Origin of the sequence: Actinomadura sp. J1-007 (assembly GCF_009793335.1) — a bacterium.
GTDB lineage: Bacteria > Actinomycetota > Actinomycetes > Streptosporangiales > Streptosporangiaceae > Spirillospora > Spirillospora yumaensis.
On sequence record NZ_WING01000001.1, the window covers coordinates 4,338,875 to 4,355,687 of the forward strand.

Here is a 16,813-nt window from a genome sequence, read left to right on the forward strand (position 1 = left end):
GTCAGCGGTACAGGCCGGTGCCGCCGAGGGCGCGGCCCGGCTGGGGGTGCAGGCAGAGTCCGGCCGGACGGCCCGCGACCCGGATCGTGCTGAGCACGCGGCCGGTACGGGTCGAGACCGCGTACACCAGGCCGCCGGCCCGGTCGGCCAGCCACAGCGCCGCGCCGTCCGCCGAGACGCCGCCGACGAGGGGCGTCCCGCCTCCTGGAACGTGCCACCTGGCCACGACGCGGCGGGTGTCGAACGCCACGGCGGACACCGTCCCGGCCCCGGCGACGAAGAGGCGGCGGGCGTCGCGGCCCACCGCGAGGCCTCGCGCGCCCGCGCCGGTGCGGACGAAGCCGAGCCGCGCGAGGCGGCGCGCGCCGACCAGCCACACGCCGCCCCGCGCCGCGTCCGCGACGTAGAACGCGGCGGCGTCGGGGGAGAGCCGCAGGTCGCCGGGGCGGGACCCGGCGGGCAGCCGCAGCGTGCCGGTGACCGCGCGGCGGTACGGGTCGACGCGGACCAGCCGCCCGGCGTCCGGGCAGCTCGCGAGCAGCGCCGTCCCGCCGAACGAGAAGTCGGCGTGCGCGGCGGCGCAGGGCAGGCGGAACGACGCGCGCCGGCGCATCGTGCGCGGGTCGCGGACCTCGATCCGGTCGGGGCGGGCCGCCGTGACGAGCGCGTCCCGGCCGTCCGGCGTGAACAGCAGGCCCGTCGGCGCGGTGACCGGCACGGGCGCGCCGGGACGGCCCGTACGCGCGGCGAACGGCACGAGCGCGCGGTCGCCGACCGTCCACAGGCGGCGCGGGTCGGGGGAGGCGACGACCCGCGAGGCGTCCAGGCCGATGCGCCCGGCGGCGCGTCCGGCGGCGCGTCCGGCGCGCGGGTCGGCGACGCCCACGCCGCCTCGCGCGCCGGGCACGTACAGCCTCGGCGGGAGCGCGCGGGCAGCGGGCGCCAGCATCCCCGGCCCGGCCCCGGCGTAGACGGCGGGCGCGCCCGCCTCGCCGGACGGCCGCCGGTCCCGGTAGGGCGACGGGGCGCCGGGACGCGCCGGGACGGGCGCCGCGCCGCGGCCGCGGAGGTACGGGGCGGGCGCGCCGAGCCCCACGACCGGGGCGTCCCGCGAGCCCTCGCCGGGACGGTAGAACGGGATCGTCCCGCAGCCGGACAGCGGCAGCGCGACGGCCGCGAGCACCGCCGCGCCCGGCCGCCGCGTCCGGGACCGCCGCCTGTGAGGTGTCACGGCGAGGGACTGTACCGGCGCGACACGGCCCGTGTCGGACTAAACGCGGATTGTGTTGGGAAAGCGGTCAGACGGACTTGCCGATGCCGATGCCGAACTCGCGGTAGACGCGCTCCCAGAAGCCGTCCCGCAGCCAGGTGCGGGCCTCCTGGTAGGGGCGCAGCGAGCTGCCGAGCTCCTTCTCCGCCTCGATCAGCAGCTCCTTGTCGATGACGGGCGGCAGGATCGGGCCGGGCAGCAGGTCGCGGATGTTGTCCCGGCCCCGCTCGAAGATCCACTTCTGGGCGACGTGCTCGCCGATCTCCAGCATGTTGTTGCGGTCGGGGCCGAGCTTGCCGTCGGACGCCGCGGCCGACGTGGAGTTCATCGAGGCCGCGACCGTGGCCGGGGTCGCGGCGTGCCCGGCGGCGGCCGGGACCGGCGTGCGCACGGCGGGCGACGGCTTGACCGCCGGGGCCCGTCCGGCGAACACCTGCGACGGCGACGGCACCGGGCTCGCCTGGCGCGCGGCGGCGTCGCGGGCGGCGGCGGCCGTGCCGGGCGCCGGGACGGGCAGCACCTTGGCCTTGGTGAAGTAGGGGCGCAGGAAGTCGGCGGGCAGCACCTCGACCGTGTCGGACTCCCACACGAGCCATTCGGCCTGGTTGGAGCCGTGCGTCGGCTCCACGCCCAGCAGGTGCACCCGGACGCCGTACCGCTGCGCGGCCTCCACGGCGGGCAGCATGTCCTCATCGCCCGCCAGCAGCACCGCGTCGGTGATCGCGCGGTGCCGGGCGAGGGCCTCAAGGTCGGCGCGGAGCTGGGCGTCCACGCCCTTCTGCTGGCCCTGGGCGTTCAGATTGCCCAGCCGCAGCTTGACCAGCGGCAGGTTGGCGATCACGCGCTGGTCCACCGTCGGCTGCCGCTTCGGGGCCGCGTCGAACCAGTAGACGCGCAGCAGCTCGCCGAGCAACTGGTCGTCGGCATGGCTGGTCAGCGCCTTGATCAGTTTCTCCGCGGCGACCCGGTACTCCCGCCGGGAACTGCAACCGAGGAGCAGCGCACCGGAGGCCGCGTAGAGGTACCCCGCGTCGACGAAAATCGCGTAGCGCGCGGGCTGTGGGACGAACTCCGAGGTGGCCATGGCCTTTCACCTTATTCGTGCGGAGGCCGTCGCAGGGCGCGAAACCACGGTTACATGTCCCTGGAAGCGTTCCCCGGGGAACGCGCCGGACACCGCTCCGGTGCTGCTCGGAGGGTGTCCGACGGTGTTGGCGGCCGGCTGGAGGGGCGCTTGAGGAACGCGCCGGAGGCGGCCGCGGAGGGCGCTAGCGGGGCAGGGCGCTCGCCCTCCACGCGTCGCGCCCGCGCGGGTGGATCCCCCGCGCGATCGGGCCGCGAAGCTGCCTGGAACGGTCCGCCCACCGGGAGGGCCCCGGCGTCCCCTCGTCCCGCCCGTCCCGCGCCGCGGCGGCGGCCCGGGCGCGCGCGGTGAGCACCGCGACGAGCGCCGCGACCTCCTCCGGCGTCGGGTCGCCGCGCACGACTTGCAGGAACGGCTTGTCGTCCGCCACGGTGCCTCCTCACAACGTCTTCCGAACAGGGTCTTCCGAACAAGGTCTTCAACGGGCCGTCCGGCGGCCCCGGGCCGCGCCCCGCCGCTACAGCGGGATGTTGCCGTGCTTCTTCGGCGGCAGCGACACGCGCTTCTCGCGCAGCGACCGCAGCGCCCGCACGACCCGCGCGCGCGTCTCGGACGGCTTGATCACCGCGTCCACGTAGCCGCGCTCGGCGGCGATGTAGGGGTTGGCGAGGGTGTCCTCGTACTCGGTGATCAGCTCGGCGCGGCGGGCGTCGGGGTCCTGCGCGGCGGCCAGCTCGCGCCGGTACAGGATGTTGACCGCGCCCTGCGCGCCCATCACCGCGATCTGCGCGGTCGGCCACGCCAGGTTGACGTCGGCGCCGAGGTGCTTGGAGCCCATCACGTCGTACGCGCCGCCGTACGCCTTGCGGGTGATCACCGTGACGAGCGGGACGGTGGCCTCGGCGTAGGCGTACAGCAGCTTCGCGCCGTGCCGGATGATCCCGTTCCACTCCTGGTCGGTGCCGGGCAGGAAGCCGGGCACGTCGACGAACGTCAGCACCGGCACGTTGAACGCGTCGCAGGTGCGGATGAAGCGGGCGGCCTTCTCGGAGGCGTGGATGTCGAGCGTCCCGGCGAACTGCATCGGCTGGTTGGCGACGACGCCGACCGCGTGCCCGTCGACGCGGCCGAACCCGACGACGATGTTCTGCGCGTAGAGCTGGTGGACCTCCAGGAACTCCCCGTCGTCCAGCACGTGCTCGATCACGGTGTGCATGTCGTACGGCTGGTTGGGCGAGTCCGGGATGACCGTGTCGAGCTCGGGGACGGGCTCGCCGGTGTCGGCGGGCGCGTCCTGCACCGGGGCGTCGCCCATGTTGTTGGACGGCAGGTACGACAGCAGCGCCTTGACGTACTCGAACGCGTCCTCCTCGCCGGACGCCTGGTAGTGCGCGACGCCCGAGCGGGTGTTGTGCGCGTGCGCGCCGCCGAGCTCCTCCATGGTCACCTCCTCGCCGGTGACCGTCTTGATGACGTCCGGCCCGGTGATGAACATGTGGGAGGTCTGGTCGACCATGACGACGAAGTCGGTCAGCGCGGGGGAGTAGACGTGCCCGCCGGCCGCCGCGCCCATGATCAGCGAGATCTGCGGGACGACGCCGGAGGCGTGCACGTTCCGCTTGAAGATCTCGGCGTAGAGGCCGAGGGCGACCACGCCCTCCTGGATCCGCGCGCCGCCGCCCTCGTTGATCCCGATGATCGGGCAGCCGACCTTCAGCGCCAGGTCCAGCATCTTGACGATCTTCTCGCCGTAGACCTCGCCGAGCGACCCGCCGAACGCCATCACGTCCTGCGAGAACACGCAGACCTGGCGGCCGTCGACCGTGCCGTGGCCGATCACCACGCCGTCGCTGTAGGGGCGCTTGGCCTCCAGCCCGAACATCGTCGAGCGGTGCCGCGCGAACTCGTCGAACTCCACGAACGACCCGGGGTCGAGCAGTGCGTCGACCCGCTCGCGGGCGGTCAGCTTGCCCTTGGCGTGCTGCTTGTCGACGGCCGCGGCCGAGCCCGCGTGCACCGCCTCGTACCGCCGCCGTTCCAGGTCCGCGATCTTGCCCGCGGTCGTGTGGATGTCGATGTCCACCGCGGGTTCTGGAGCTTCCGTCGCCATGCGGGCCAGGGTAACCGGCCACTGATGGGGGGCATGCGGCCGGGGCGGCGATTCGCCTGATCACTACGCTTGGCATGTGGCTACGAAGACGCGCGACACCCTGCGGCAGGATATGCCCGAACCGCTGCGGCGCGATGTGCGCCTGCTGGGCGCCATGCTCGGCGACGGGCTCGTGGAGTACGGCGGGCGCGGCCTGCTGGACGACGTGGAGCGGCTGCGGCACGCCGTGATCGCCGCTCGGCGCGGCGAGGCCGGCATCGAGGAGGTGGCGGCGCTCGTCGACTCCTGGTCCCTGGAACGGGCCGGGGAGGTCGCGCGGGCGTTCACGGTCTACTTCCACCTGACCAACCTCGCCGAGGAGCACCACCGCATCCGGACGCTGCGCGAGCGCGACACGCCGCGCGACCCGGAGGCGGCCGGCGGCTCCGGCGAGCCGATCCCGCGGGCCGAGCCCGCCACCAGCTCCGTCGCGGCGGCGGTGGAGGAGATCCGGGCCGCCGGGGGCGGACGGCTCGACGAGGCCGTCGCGGGCCTGGAGTTCCGGCCGGTGTTCACCGCGCACCCGACCGAAGCGCGGCGCCGCGCCGTCGTCACCGCGATCCAGCGGATCAGCGACCTGCTCGGCACGCTGAACGCCGGCCCCGGCGAGAGCGAGCGCGAGGAGGCCGAGCGGCGGCTGCGCGAGGAGATCGACCTGCTGTGGCGGACGGCGCTGCGCCGCAACACGCAGATGGACCCGCTGGACGAGGTCCGGACCGCGATGGCCGCGTTCGACGAGACGATCTTCCGGGTGGTGCCGGAGATCTACCGCTCGCTGGACCGGGCGCTCGACCCGGAGGGGACGGGCACCCGGCCGCCGCTGGCGCCGTCGTACCTGCGGTTCGGGAGCTGGATCGGCGGCGACCGGGACGGCAACCCGTTCGTCACCGCGCAGGTCACCCGGGACGCGATCATGATCCAGGCGGACCACGCGCTGCGCGCCCTGGAGGCCGTCTGCGCGCGGATCGCCCGCGAGCTGACCGTCCACGAGAGCACCACCCCGGCGTCGGACGCGCTGCGCAACGCGCTCGCCGCCGCCCGCACCGGGCAGCCGGGCCCGGTCAAGGACATCGCCAAGCGGTCGCCGGGCGAGCCGCACCGGCAGTTCCTGCTGTTCACCGCCCAGCGGATCGCCGCGACCCGCGAGCGCGACGCCGACCTCGGCTACTCCGGGCCGGACGAGCTGCTCGCCGACCTGCGGACCGTCCAGGAGTCGCTGGCCGCGGCGGGCGCGGTCCGGCAGGCGTACGGGCGGATCCAGCACCTGGTCTGGCAGGTCGAGACGTTCGGGTTCCACCTGGCCGAGCTGGAGATCCGGCAGCACTCCGAGCTGCACGAGAAGGCCCTGGAGCAGCTCCGCTCGGGCGGCGAGCGCGACGAGATGACCGAGGAGATCCTCGACACGCTCCGCGTCGTCGGCTGGATCCAGCGGCGCTTCGGCGTGCGGGCCTGCCACCGCTACGTCGTGTCGTTCACCCGCTCGGCGCGGGACATCGCCAACGTGCACGAGCTGGCCGCCTCGCTCGGCGACGACGCGCCCGTGCTGGACGTCGTCCCGCTGTTCGAGACCGGCGAGGACCTGGAGCGCGCGCCGAGCGTGCTCGCGGGGATGCTGGAGATCCCGGCCGTCCGGCGGCGGCTGGACGACACCGGGCGGCGCCTGGAGGTGATGCTCGGCTACTCCGACTCGGCCAAGCAGCTCGGCCCCGCGAGCGCCACCCTCGTGCTGTACGACACGCAGGAGGCCCTGGCGGCGTGGGCGGCGGGCCACGACATCCGGCTGACGCTGTTCCACGGCCGCGGCGGCTCGCTCGGCCGCGGCGGCGGCCCCGCCAACCGCGCGATCCTCGCGCAGGCGCCCGGCTCGGTCGCGGGCCGGTTCAAGGTCACCGAGCAGGGCGAGGTGATCTTCGCCAGGTACGGCCACCCGCAGATCGCGCGCCGCCACGTCGAGCAGGTGACCAACGCGGTCCTGCTCGCCTCGACCGACGCCGTCGAGGACCGGGCCCGCCGGGCCGCGGCCCGGTTCCGGCCGCTCGCCGACAGGATCGGCGACGCGGCCCGCGAGGCGTTCCGCTCGCTGATCGAGACCGAGGGCTTCGCGGCGTGGTTCGCCCGCGTCAGCCCGCTGGAGGAGATCGCCGAGCTGCGGATCGGCTCCCGGCCGTCGCGGCGCAAGGCCGCGCGCGGCCTGGAGGACCTGCGCGCCATCCCGTGGGTGTTCGCCTGGACGCAGACCCGCGTCAACCTGCCCGGCTGGTACGGCCTCGGCAGCGGCCTCGCGGCCGTCTCCGGCGGCGGCGAGGACCTGCGGGAGCTGCGCGAGGCGTACGAGGCGTGGCCGCTGTTCTCCTCGCTGCTCGACAACGCGGAGATGAGCCTCGCCAAGTCGGACCGGGCGATCGCCGAACGCTACCTCGCGCTCGGCGGGCGCCCCGAGCTGGCGGACGCCGTCCTCGCCGAGTACGACCGGACCCGTTCGCTCGTCCTCGCCGTCACCGGCCACGAGCGGCTGCTGGAGAACCGCAAGGTCCTGTCCCGCGCCGTCGAGCTGCGCAACCCGTACGTGGACGCGCTCTCGCACCTCCAGCTCCGCGCCCTGTCGGCCCTGCGCGCCGGCGTCGCGGACGAGACCGAGCGCCGCCACCTGGAGGACCTGCTGCTGCTGTCGGTCAACGGCGTCGCCGCCGGCCTCCAGAACACCGGCTGACAGCGGCCCGCGCGGCGGGGACACTGGCCGGATGGAGACCGAGGTGAGGATCCGTCCGGCCGTCCCCGCCGACCGGCGCGCCGTGGAGGAGGTCGTCGAGGCCGCCTACGCCCCGTGGGCCGAGGTGATCGGCGTCCGCCCGCTGCCGATGGTCGCCGACTACGCGGCGCTGATCGCGGCGGGCCGCGTCCACGTGACCGCCCCCGCGCTGGACGCGCTGATCGTGCTCGTACCGGAGCCGGACGCGCTGTACGTCGACAACGTCGCCGTCGCCCCGGCCGCGCAGGGCCGGGGGCTCGGCCGCGCGCTCCTGGCGTTCGCCGAGGACGAGGCGCGCGCCGCCGGACTCCCCGCCCTGCGGCTCATCACCAACGAGAAGATGACCGGCAACATCGCCCTCTACGGGCGCCTCGGCTACGCGGAGACGGGCCGCGAGGACATCGGCGGCCGCTGCGTCGTCCACATGCGCAAACCACTGCCGCCCGCGTGACCGCTAGGACGGCCAGACGGGCTTGCGCTTCTCGTTGAACGCGGCGATGCCCTCGCGGCGGTCGGCGGAGGTGACGACCGTGCGCCAGGCGTTCTCCTCGATGTCGAGGGCCGCGTCGAGGCCCGTTCCGTCGCCCTGCCGCATGGCGCGCTTGGCCGCGCGGACGGCGGCCGGGGAGTTGCCGGCGATCACCCCGGCGATGGCGAGGGCCTCCTCGCGCACCGTTCCGGCGGGGACGCGGCGGTCCACCAGCCCGTACGCCTCCGCCTCGTCGATGCCGAGGCGGCGGCCCGTCAGCACCAGGTCCGCGGCCCGTCCCGGCCCGAGCCGCCGGGTCGCGAGCTGGGTCCCGCCGCCGCCGGGGACCAGCCCGACGCCGACCTCGGGCAGCCCGAACACCGCCGTCTCGTCCGCCACGATCAGGTCGCACGACAGCGCGAACTCGCAGCCGCCGCCGAGCGCGTAGCCGTGCACCGCCGCCACCACCGGCTGCGGCAGGCCGAGCACGCCCCCGAACGCGGCGCGGAACACCGGCCGCTGCTCCAGGATCTCCGCGTCCGTCATCGCGTTGCGTTCCTTCAGGTCCGCGCCGACGCAGAACGCCTTCTCACCGGCCGCCGACAGCACCACGGCCCGTACCGACCGGTCGGCCGCGACCTCGGCGCACACGGCCCCGAGGCGCCGCGCCATGGCCGTCGACAGCGCGTTCAGCGCCTCGGGCCGGTCCAGCACGATCTCGGCGACGTGGCCCACACTCTCACCGCGCCGCAGGGTCACCCCATCAGTCGTCTCGTCCACGCGTGCACTCTATTTCCAGAACCCCCGGCCCAGGACACTCGCCTGGCGGCTGTGTTGATTGAAGCCCCGGCCCAGTCCGCTCGCCTAAAGGCTCGCTCCCTGACCGTTGCTTTGCGAGTGCTGCATCGCTTCGCGATCTGTCCGGGGGAGGCTCGCCTTCGGCTTCGCCTCCCCCGGACAGTCAACGCACTCGCGCGGTGGCTGGTGCCCCTTGTATCGCCACTCGGCGGGGCGCTCGGGCCGAGGGACGGGCGCATGGAGTTTGATGGTGCGGTGAGCGAATCACCGTACGCCGATCTCGGCCGGCCGCCCCTGCACGAGGCGGCGCTCCAGCGCGCCCTCGCCCGGGGGACGGGCTGTGGCGCGCGATCAGCGTCGTTCCGGAGACCGGGTCCACCAACGCCGACCTCGCCGAGCGGGCGCGGGCCGGGGAGCCCGAGGGCACGGTCCTGGTGACCGAGGTCCAGACGACGGGCCGGGGCCGCCTCGGCCGGACCTGGACGGCGCCGCCGCGCTCCGGGCTGATGTTCTCGGTCCTGCTGCGCCCGGCCGTCCCGCCGTCCCGCCTCGGCTGGACGCCGCTGCTGGCCGGGGTCGCCGCCGCGACCGCCGTCCGCCGGATGACCGCCTGGTCGGAGACCGGCGACCGGTTCTTCGCGCCGGGCGTCCGGGAGCCGCAGGCCGACGTCGCCGTGGACGCCCGGCTGAAGTGGCCGAACGACCTGATGGTGGGCGACCGCAAGCTCGCCGGGATCCTCGCCGAACGGGTCGAGGGCGCCGTCGTCGTCGGCATCGGCCTGAACGTGGGCCTGCGGGAGGAGGAGCTGCCCGTCCCGACCGCCACGTCCCTCGCGATCGAGGGCGCCCCGCTGACCGACCGGGCGCCGCTGCTGCGCGCGATCCTGCGCGAGCTGGCGACCTGGTACCGGGAGTGGACGGCGCTGGAGGGCGACCCGGAGACGTCCGGCCTGCGCACGGCCTACAAGGACCTGTGCTCGACGCTCGGCCGTCCGGTGCGGGTGGAGCTGCCCGACGAGGAGGCCCTGACCGGGACGGCCGAGGACGTCGACGGCTCGGGGCGGCTGGTGGTCGCGACCGGCTCCGGCGAACGGGTCGTCAGCGCCGGCGACGTCGTGCACGTCCGGGGAACCGCCAGGTGAACGCCCGGCCGAACATCCGGTGAACTCCGCGCCGTCCCGGACGGGGTTCGGGGCGCATCGTGTGAAAGCAGGGCAGACCGGGGCCGTATCGTGATCGGGGAGACCTCCCGACAACGAGAGGCAGAGTGATGGCGGCAGGGTTGCCCGATCCGAAAGAGATCGAAGAGCTCCTGCTCGGCGGCGAGCTGCGCTATACCCGCATCGACGCCCAGCGGCTGTCGGACACCCCGCGCGAGTTCACCGGACGGCTCTGGCGGGCGTTCGGCTACCCCTCGATGCCCGACGACGCCCTCGCCTTCACCGAGGGCGACGTCGCCGCGCTCTGCCGCATCCGGCGGCTGATGGACGACGGGGTGCTGGACGAGGACGGCGTGGTACGGCTCGCGCGCGCGTTCGGGCAGACCATGACCCGGCTCGCCGAGTGGCAGGTCAACCTGCTGAGCAGCATGCTCAGCCAGGACCCGCAGGACCCGCCGAGCGCCGAGGCGGTGGAGGCCATCGTCGACATCGCCGAGCGCTACATCGGCGAGTTCGAGCCGCTCGTCGTGCACGCCTGGCGCCGCCAGCTCGCCGCCGCGGGGACCCGCGCGATCGCCGCCGCCGCGACCCGCGAGGCCGCCGCGCGCGGCGACGGCGAGGCGGCGCCGTCGGGCCGGACGCTGACGACGGTCGGGTTCGCGGACATGGTGTCGTTCACCCAGATGAGCCGCGAGCTGGACGAGCTGGAGCTCGCCCGCGTCGTCGAGTGGTTCGAGGAGACCGCCTCGGACATCGTGGCGTCCTGCGGCGGCCGGCTGGTCAAGACGCTGGGCGACGAGGTGCTGTTCTGCGCCGAGTCGCCGCGGGTCGGCGGCGAGATCGCGCTGGTCATCGCCGAGACGATCAAGGACGAGACGGAGGTCCCCGACGTCCGCGTCGGCGTGGCGTACGGCCCGGTGCTGCCCTGATGGGCGACATGTTCGGCACGACCGTCAACCTGGCGGCCCGGCTCACCTCGCTGGCCCGCCCCGGCTCGGTGGTGATCGACGCCGAACTGGCCGCCGCGCTGGAGAAGGAGCCCGACCTGGACGTCATGAAGATCGTCAGACGCCCCGTCCGCGGCCTCGGCATCATCCAGCCGTCCGTCCTCCGCAGAGCGGCCACAAAACCGGACGATCCGTCCATCTGACCCAAACCCCGGCCCGGGCCCGGGCCCGGGTCCTCAGCCGTCGGCGAGTGCGTTAACTGTCCGGGGGAGGCGAAGCCGAAGGCGAGCCTCCCCCGGACAGATCGCGAAGCGATGCAGCACTCGCAAAGCAACGGTCAGGACGCGAGCCGCAGGCGAGCGGCCTGGGCCGGGGCTTCAATCAACACAGCCGAGGCTTAAATGGGCTCCGGGAGGCCCTTGCCGGGGGCGTCGGTGAGGCGCTGGAGGTAGTTCTGCTCGCCCAGGGCCTCGACGAGGCTGAGCTCCGTCTCCAGGTAGTCGACGTGCTCCTCCTCGTCGGCGAGGATGTCCTCGAAGATCCGCGCCGAGGTCACGTCGCCGCGCGAGCGCATGAGCTCGATGCCGGGACGCAGCCGGGCGACCGCCTCCAGCTCGATCTGCATGTCGGCCTTGAGCTGCTCGACGATCGTCTGGCCGATCCGCAGGGTGCCGATCTTCTGGTAGTTCGGCAGGGCTTCCAGGAACAGGATGCGGTCGGTCAGCCTCTCGGCGTGCCGCATCTCGTCGATGGACTCCTCGCGGGTGTGGCGGGCCATGCGCGTGAAGCCCCAGTTCTCCTGCATCTTGGAGTGCAGGAAGTACTGGTTGATCGCGGTGAGCTCCGCGGTGAGCTGCTCGTTCAGCAGAGCGATGATGTCCTTGTCGCCTTCCATATCGCCCCATGCTTCCATGGAGCTCCTCCTGTGGACAGCACTAACCCCCGCTCTGGGGCGTGTCCCCCCTGCGGAGGGGCCTCAGAACGGGTGCGCGGAGGCGCTCTCGGCGCTGTTCGTCAGGCGGCGGTCGGCGGCGCGGCACCCCTCTCGACACCCGTCGGCAGCGAGGCTCCGGCCGGAACGTCCTCCAGTCCGTCGCCCATCGGCACGTCCTCCAGGTCCGGAGCGGCGGGCGCCAGCTCCAGGGAGGCCGGGCCGCCGGTGAGGGCGTCCACCAGCTCGCTGGCCGTGCGGTACTCGCTGACCATGGCGTGGAGCCTCCTGGTGCAGGAGCCGCAGCCGGGCGACATCCCGCAGGCCGCCTTGACCTCCTTGGCCGTACGGCATCCGCCGTGGGCCATGCAGCCGCGAACGTCGTCCTCCGTGACCGCGTTGCAGATGCAGACGTACATGCGGGTGGGAGACCTTTCGTGCGGCTGGCCGGCCGGCGACCCCGGTTCCGGGCCCCGTGCATGCGGTGACCTGGGACTCTTAGGGCGCCCTCATTAAGGTAAGGCTCCCCTAAGGTAGCCCACGGATGTCCGTTCTTGCCAGTGACCTCCCGATCGGTGTGATGCAACGCTCAACGGGAACCAGACTCGACGCGAGGACGGGAGGCCGGGACAGTGCCGCACGGAAGGCCGGGCGACGACTACCCGCCCGGGACCCATACCGACGACTCGATCGGCGCGGACGGCGGGGCGCGGGCGCCGTTCCCCGCCGGGACCTACCGGCTGCAACTGCGCGGCACGCCGGGGGAGGGGCACTTCGGGTTCCCCGAGGCCGCCGCGCTCACCCCGTACCTGACCGCGCTCGGGGTCTCCCACGTCTACCTGTCGCCCGTGCTGCGGGCCGCGCCCGGCTCCACCCACGGGTACGACGTGGTCGACCACGGGCGGCTCGCCGAGAGCCTCGGCGGGCTGGAGGCGTTCCTGGCGATGGCGGCCCGGTTCGACGCGCACGGGCTGCGGCTGCTGGTGGACGTGGTGCCCAACCACATGGCGATCCCCCATCCGGAGTCGCTCAACGCCCCGCTCGCCGACGTCGCCGCGAACGGGGCGTCCTCGCCCTACGCGCGCTGGTTCGACGTGGACTGGGAGGCGGGCGGCGGGCGGCTCGTCCTGCCCGCCGAGGGCGAGCCCAACTACCGCAGGTTCTTCGACATCTCCGGGCTGATCGCCCTGCGGCAGGAGGACCCGGAGGTCTTCGAGCGGACGCACGAGACGCTGCTGCGGTTCGTCGCCGGGGGCATGGTGCACGGCCTGCGGATCGACCATCCCGACGGGCTCGCCGACCCCCGCGCCTACCTGGAGCGCCTCGCGGCGCGCGCGCCGGGCGCCTGGATCCTCGTCGAGAAGATCACCACGGGGGAGGAGCGGCTCCCGGACGGCTGGGCGTGCGCGGGCACCACCGGCTACGACGCGCTCGGCATGGTCGGCGGGCTGTTCCTCGACCCGGACGGCGAGAAGCCCCTCACCGACCTGTACGTCTCGGCGACCGGCGGCCCCGCGTCGTTCGACGGCGTCGAGTACGAGGGGCGGCGGCACGCGGCGGCGCACGGGCTGCGGCCCGAGGTGGCCCGCCTGCACCGCGTGCTCTGCCGCGCCCTCGGGGTCAAGGACGGCGACGTGCGGCGGGACGGCCTGGAGCGCGTCCTGGTGGAGCTGCTGGCCGCGATGCCCGTCTACCGGGCGTACGTCGTGCCGGGGGAGGACGCCCCGGCGGACGCCGTCGCCGTTCTGGAGCGCGCGGCGGACGGGGCCCGGTCCCGCCTCCCGGACGGCCTGCACGCCGACCTCGACGCCGTCGTACGGCTCGCGCTCGGCTCCCCGCCGCCAGGCGGCCCGGAAGCCGGAGACGAAGCCGGAGCCGGAGCCGGGGACGACGGAGACGCCGCGCGGGAGTTCGTGGTGCGGTTCCAGCAGACCTCGGCTCCGATCGCCGCGAAAGGCGTGGAGGACACGGCGTTCTACCGCTGGAACCGGCTGGCCTCGCTGAACGAGGTGGGCGGCGACCCCGGGCGGTTCGCGGTGGGCCCGGACGACTTCCACGCGTACTGCGAGCGCGCCGTCCGGGAGCGGCCGTTCACCATGACGACGCTGTCCACGCACGACACCAAGCGGCAGGAGGACGTGCGGGCGCGGCTCGCGGTCCTGGCCGAGATGCCCGGCGCGTGGGCGCAGGCCGTGTCGCGCTGGCAGGGGTGGCGGCCGGGCGAGCCGTCGCCGCTGGAACCCGATCTGGACTACCTGTTCTGGCAGACGCTCGTCGGCGCCTGGCCGGTCGGCGAGGGACGGCTCTGGGGATACCTCCAGAAGGCGATGCGGGAGGCCAAGACCCGCACGTCCTGGCTGGAGCAGGACGACGCGTACGAGGAGGCCGTCCTGCGGCACGCCGCGAGCGTGCTGGACGACCGGCGCCTGATGGCCGACGTGACCGGCTTCGTCGCCGCGCTCGCGCCGTACGCGCGGGTCAACACGCTCGGGCAGAAGCTCGTCCAGCTCACCATGCCGGGCGTCCCGGACGTCTACCAGGGCTGCGAGCTGTACGGGCTGGACCTCACCGATCCCGACAACCGGCGGCCCGTCGACTACGGGCGGCGCCGGGCGCGGCTGCACCGGCTCGACACCGGCCGCGCCCTGCGCGACCGCGACGACGAGAAGCTGCTGGTCACCTCGCGGACGCTGCGGCTGCGCCGGGACCGGCCCGAGTGGTTCGGCCCGGACGGCGGGTACCGGCCGCTCGCCGCGCAGGGGCCCGCGGCCGGGCACGCCGTCGCGTTCTGGCGGGGCGGCGCCCTCACCGTCGCGACGCGGCTCCCGGCGGGGCTGGAACGGCGCGGCGGCTGGGCGGGCACGGCGCTCGACCTCGGCTACCAGGGCTGGCGGGACGCGCTGACGGGCAACGTGTTCTGGGGCCCCGTGCTGGACGTCGCCGACGTGCTCGCCGACCTGCCCGTCGCGCTGCTCGTCCCGAAGGAGATGCGGTGACCCGGTTCGAGGTCTGGGCCCCCGCCGCCGGACGCGTCGAGGTCGCCCTCGGGCCCGACGCCCCGCGCCGACCGATGAGCCCGCTCCCGGCGGACGGCTGGTGGGGCGCGGACGTCCCGGAGGCCGCGCACGGCACCGACTACGGGTTCGTCCTGGACGGCGGCGAGGTGCTGCCCGACCCCCGCTCCCGCCGCCAGCCGTACGGGGCGCACGGCGCGAGCCGCGTCTACGAGCACGACCGCTTCGGCTGGACGGACGGCGGATGGCACGGGCGGCCCCTCCCGGGCAGCGTCCTGTACGAGCTGCACGTCGGCACGTTCACCCCCGAGGGCACGCTCGACGCCGCCGCCGCGCGCCTGGACCACCTGGTCGCCCTCGGGATCGACACCGTCGAGCTGATGCCGCTCGCGTCGTTCTCCGGCCGGCACGGCTGGGGCTACGACGGCGTCCACCTGTGGGCCGTGCACGAGCCGTACGGCGGGCCGGACGCGCTGAAGCGGTTCGTGGACGCCGCGCACGGGCGCGGGCTCGCGGTCGTCCTGGACGTCGTCCACAACCATCTCGGGCCGAGCGGGAACCGGCTGGCGGGCTACGGGCCGTACTTCACCGCCGCGCACACCACGCCCTGGGGCGAGGCGGTCAACTACGACCAGGCGGGCGCGGACGAGGTCCGCGCGTTCATGATCGGGAGCGCGCTGTCGTGGCTGCGCGACTACCACCTGGACGGGCTGCGGCTCGACGCCGTCCACGCGATCACCGACCACGGCGCGGTGCACGTGCTGGAGGAGCTGGCCGTCGCCGTGGCGGGCCTGTCCGCGCACCTCGGCCGGCACCTGTCCCTGATCGCCGAGTCCGACCTGAACGACCCGCGCCTCGTCACGCCCCGCGAGGCGGGCGGGTACGGGCTGGACGCGCAGTGGAACGACGACCTGCACCACGCGCTGCACGCCGCGCTGACCGGCGAGCGGCAGGGCTACTACGGCGACTTCGGCGCCATGTCCACGCTGGCCAAGGCGCTGACCAGGGTGTTCGTGCACGACGGGACGTTCTCGTCGTACCGGGGGCGGCGGCACGGGCGGCCCGTGGACGTGCACCGGACCCCGGCGCACCGGTTCGTCGCGTTCCTCCAGAACCACGACCAGGTCGGCAACCGGGCGTCCGGCGACCGGATCACCGCCGCGCTGGACCCCGGACGGCTCCGGGCCGGCGCGGCGCTGCTGCTGCTCGGGCCGTTCACGCCGATGCTGTTCATGGGCGAGGAGTGGGGCGCCGCGACCCCCTGGTGCTACTTCACCGACCACCAGGAACCGGACCTCGCGCGGGCCGTGTCGGAGGGGCGGCGCCGGGAGTTCGCGCGGGCCGGGTGGCGCGGCGAGGTTCCCGATCCACAGGCTGTGGACACGTTCCGGCGCTCCGCGCTCGACTGGTCCGAACCGGGCAAGGCGCACCACCGCGAGCTGCTCGAATGGCACCGCGAGCTGATCCGGCTGCGCCGCGCGTGGCCGGAACTGGCCGACCCGCGGCTCACCGGGACCGGGGTGGAGGCGGACGACGGCGCGCGGTGGCTCACGATGCGGCGCGGGCGGGTGCGCGTCTCCGTCAACCTCGGTGACAACCCCGCCGAACTGGACGTCTCGCGGGCCTCCCGGCTGCTGCTCGCGTCCGCCCCCGCCGTACGGCTCGAAACGGGCGGCCGGGACCCGTTCGACATCTCCGGCGCGCCAGGGACGGGACGGATCATTCTCCCGAGCGGTTCGGTCGCGGTATCGACATGAGATCCCGGTCGTACGCCGAGGTCACGGGCATCCGCGTCCGGCGCCGCCGGAACCGGGCGAGCAGCGTCCAAGCCGCCAGGACCGCCAGCAACACCCCCAGGAACGCCAGCGTCCGCGCGCCCGGCGAGCCGTACCATCTGCCCGGATCGCGCCCCGCGAGCGGCAGCCCCGGCAGCCGCTCGACCGCGTAGGCCGCGGCGGTCAGCAGGCCCTCCGCCAGCGCGTACCACCAGATCCGGTCGCGGTCCTCGGCCAGCGTCCCCGCGACGCCGCCGAGGGCCGTCGCCGTGCCGAGGATCAGGGACACGCCCAGGTAGGGCTGCACGGCGAAGCCGGGGCCGATCGCCTGGAAGTGCAGCACCGCGATCCCGAGGAACAGGACCGCTCCGAGCGGACGGGCGACGTCCTGCCGGAGGGGGGGCAAGTGCGATTACCTCCGCATTCTCTCTGGTACGTCCGTATTCGAGGATGTACTACGAGTGGCA

13 protein-coding genes and 1 pseudogene are annotated in these 16,813 nt (G+C 74.4%); 6 read left to right on the top strand and 8 right to left on the bottom strand.

Annotated elements, in window-relative coordinates:
* Window position 1: 1 nt before the first annotated feature.
* The 4 genes from GEV43_RS19790 to GEV43_RS19805 form a co-directional block, all read right to left on the bottom strand.
* On the bottom strand, window positions 2-1,231 hold the full coding sequence (locus GEV43_RS19790) for a hypothetical protein (RefSeq protein ID WP_160821958.1): 1,230 nt from the start codon (window positions 1,229-1,231) through the stop codon (window positions 2-4).
* 67 nt (window positions 1,232-1,298) lie between these two features.
* Entirely contained in the window at window positions 1,299-2,354 is a 1,056-nt protein-coding gene (locus tag GEV43_RS19795) for an NYN domain-containing protein (RefSeq protein ID WP_160821959.1), read from the bottom strand.
* A gap of 184 nt (window positions 2,355-2,538) precedes the next feature.
* Window positions 2,539-2,784, bottom strand: coding sequence for an acyl-CoA carboxylase subunit epsilon (locus tag GEV43_RS19800; RefSeq protein ID WP_160821960.1), 246 nt, complete (start codon window positions 2,782-2,784; stop codon window positions 2,539-2,541).
* A gap of 87 nt (window positions 2,785-2,871) precedes the next feature.
* Window positions 2,872-4,464, bottom strand: coding sequence for an acyl-CoA carboxylase subunit beta (locus GEV43_RS19805; RefSeq protein ID WP_160821961.1), 1,593 nt, complete (start codon window positions 4,462-4,464; stop codon window positions 2,872-2,874).
* A 112-nt stretch (window positions 4,465-4,576) separates the two neighbouring features.
* Between GEV43_RS19805 and GEV43_RS19810 the strand changes: the two genes are divergently transcribed.
* Window positions 4,577-7,213 carry a phosphoenolpyruvate carboxylase gene (locus GEV43_RS19810; protein WP_160824646.1) on the top strand — a complete coding sequence of 879 codons (2,637 nt, stop codon included), beginning with the start codon at window positions 4,577-4,579 and terminating at the stop codon, window positions 7,211-7,213.
* 31 nt (window positions 7,214-7,244) lie between these two features.
* Window positions 7,245-7,703, top strand: a complete 459-nt coding sequence (locus GEV43_RS19815) for an N-acetyltransferase (protein ID WP_160821962.1) — start codon at window positions 7,245-7,247, stop codon at window positions 7,701-7,703.
* Window positions 7,704-7,706: 3 nt separating this feature from the next.
* Here GEV43_RS19815 and GEV43_RS19820 read toward each other — a convergent pair whose 3' ends face one another.
* Entirely contained in the window at window positions 7,707-8,501 is a 795-nt protein-coding gene (locus GEV43_RS19820; protein ID WP_160821963.1) for an enoyl-CoA hydratase/isomerase family protein, read from the bottom strand.
* A 452-nt stretch (window positions 8,502-8,953) separates the two neighbouring features.
* Between GEV43_RS19820 and GEV43_RS19825 the strand changes: the two genes are divergently transcribed.
* Entirely contained in the window at window positions 8,954-9,661 is a 708-nt protein-coding gene (locus tag GEV43_RS19825; protein ID WP_309239725.1) for a biotin--[acetyl-CoA-carboxylase] ligase, read from the top strand.
* 128 nt (window positions 9,662-9,789) lie between these two features.
* Window positions 9,790-10,829, top strand: a pseudogene (locus GEV43_RS19830) (adenylate/guanylate cyclase domain-containing protein).
* A gap of 194 nt (window positions 10,830-11,023) precedes the next feature.
* Here GEV43_RS19830 and bfr read toward each other — a convergent pair.
* Both bfr and GEV43_RS19840 read right to left on the bottom strand, forming a co-directional pair.
* On the bottom strand, window positions 11,024-11,521 hold the full coding sequence (bfr, locus tag GEV43_RS19835; protein WP_160824648.1) for a bacterioferritin: 498 nt from the start codon (window positions 11,519-11,521) through the stop codon (window positions 11,024-11,026).
* A gap of 119 nt (window positions 11,522-11,640) precedes the next feature.
* Window positions 11,641-11,976, bottom strand: a complete 336-nt coding sequence (locus GEV43_RS19840) for a bacterioferritin-associated ferredoxin (protein ID WP_160821964.1) — start codon at window positions 11,974-11,976, stop codon at window positions 11,641-11,643.
* 213 nt (window positions 11,977-12,189) lie between these two features.
* On the opposite strand from GEV43_RS19840, the gene treY reads away from it, so the two are divergent.
* Together treY and treZ are read left to right on the top strand one after the other, a co-directional pair.
* Complete coding sequence (treY, locus tag GEV43_RS47620) at window positions 12,190-14,553, top strand: malto-oligosyltrehalose synthase (RefSeq protein ID WP_309239726.1); 2,364 nt, start codon at window positions 12,190-12,192, stop codon at window positions 14,551-14,553.
* On the top strand, window positions 14,550-16,328 hold the full coding sequence (gene treZ, locus GEV43_RS47625) for a malto-oligosyltrehalose trehalohydrolase (protein WP_309239727.1): 1,779 nt from the start codon (window positions 14,550-14,552) through the stop codon (window positions 16,326-16,328). Before treY ends, treZ begins: the two co-directional genes overlap by 4 nt.
* Here the strand turns inward: treZ and GEV43_RS19850 are convergent.
* Entirely contained in the window at window positions 16,291-16,752 is a 462-nt protein-coding gene (locus GEV43_RS19850; RefSeq protein ID WP_160821965.1) for a hypothetical protein, read from the bottom strand. The genes treZ and GEV43_RS19850 overlap by 38 nt on opposite strands.
* Window positions 16,753-16,813: the final 61 nt, after the last annotated feature.

What these genes read in the sequence shown, in the direction of transcription:
- GEV43_RS19795 (WP_160821959.1), bottom strand. Translation starts at nt 2,354, where the DNA reads ATGGCCACCTCGGAGTTCGTCCCACAGCCCGCGCGCTACGCGATTTTC.
- GEV43_RS19805 (WP_160821961.1), bottom strand. Translation starts at nt 4,464, where the DNA reads ATGGCGACGGAAGCTCCAGAACCCGCGGTGGACATCGACATCCACACG.
- GEV43_RS19810 (WP_160824646.1), top strand. Translation starts at nt 4,577, where the DNA reads ATGCCCGAACCGCTGCGGCGCGATGTGCGCCTGCTGGGCGCCATGCTC.
- GEV43_RS19815 (WP_160821962.1), top strand. Translation starts at nt 7,245, where the DNA reads ATGGAGACCGAGGTGAGGATCCGTCCGGCCGTCCCCGCCGACCGGCGC.
- bfr (WP_160824648.1), bottom strand. Translation starts at nt 11,521, where the DNA reads ATGGAAGGCGACAAGGACATCATCGCTCTGCTGAACGAGCAGCTCACC.
- GEV43_RS19840 (WP_160821964.1), bottom strand. Translation starts at nt 11,976, where the DNA reads ATGTACGTCTGCATCTGCAACGCGGTCACGGAGGACGACGTTCGCGGC.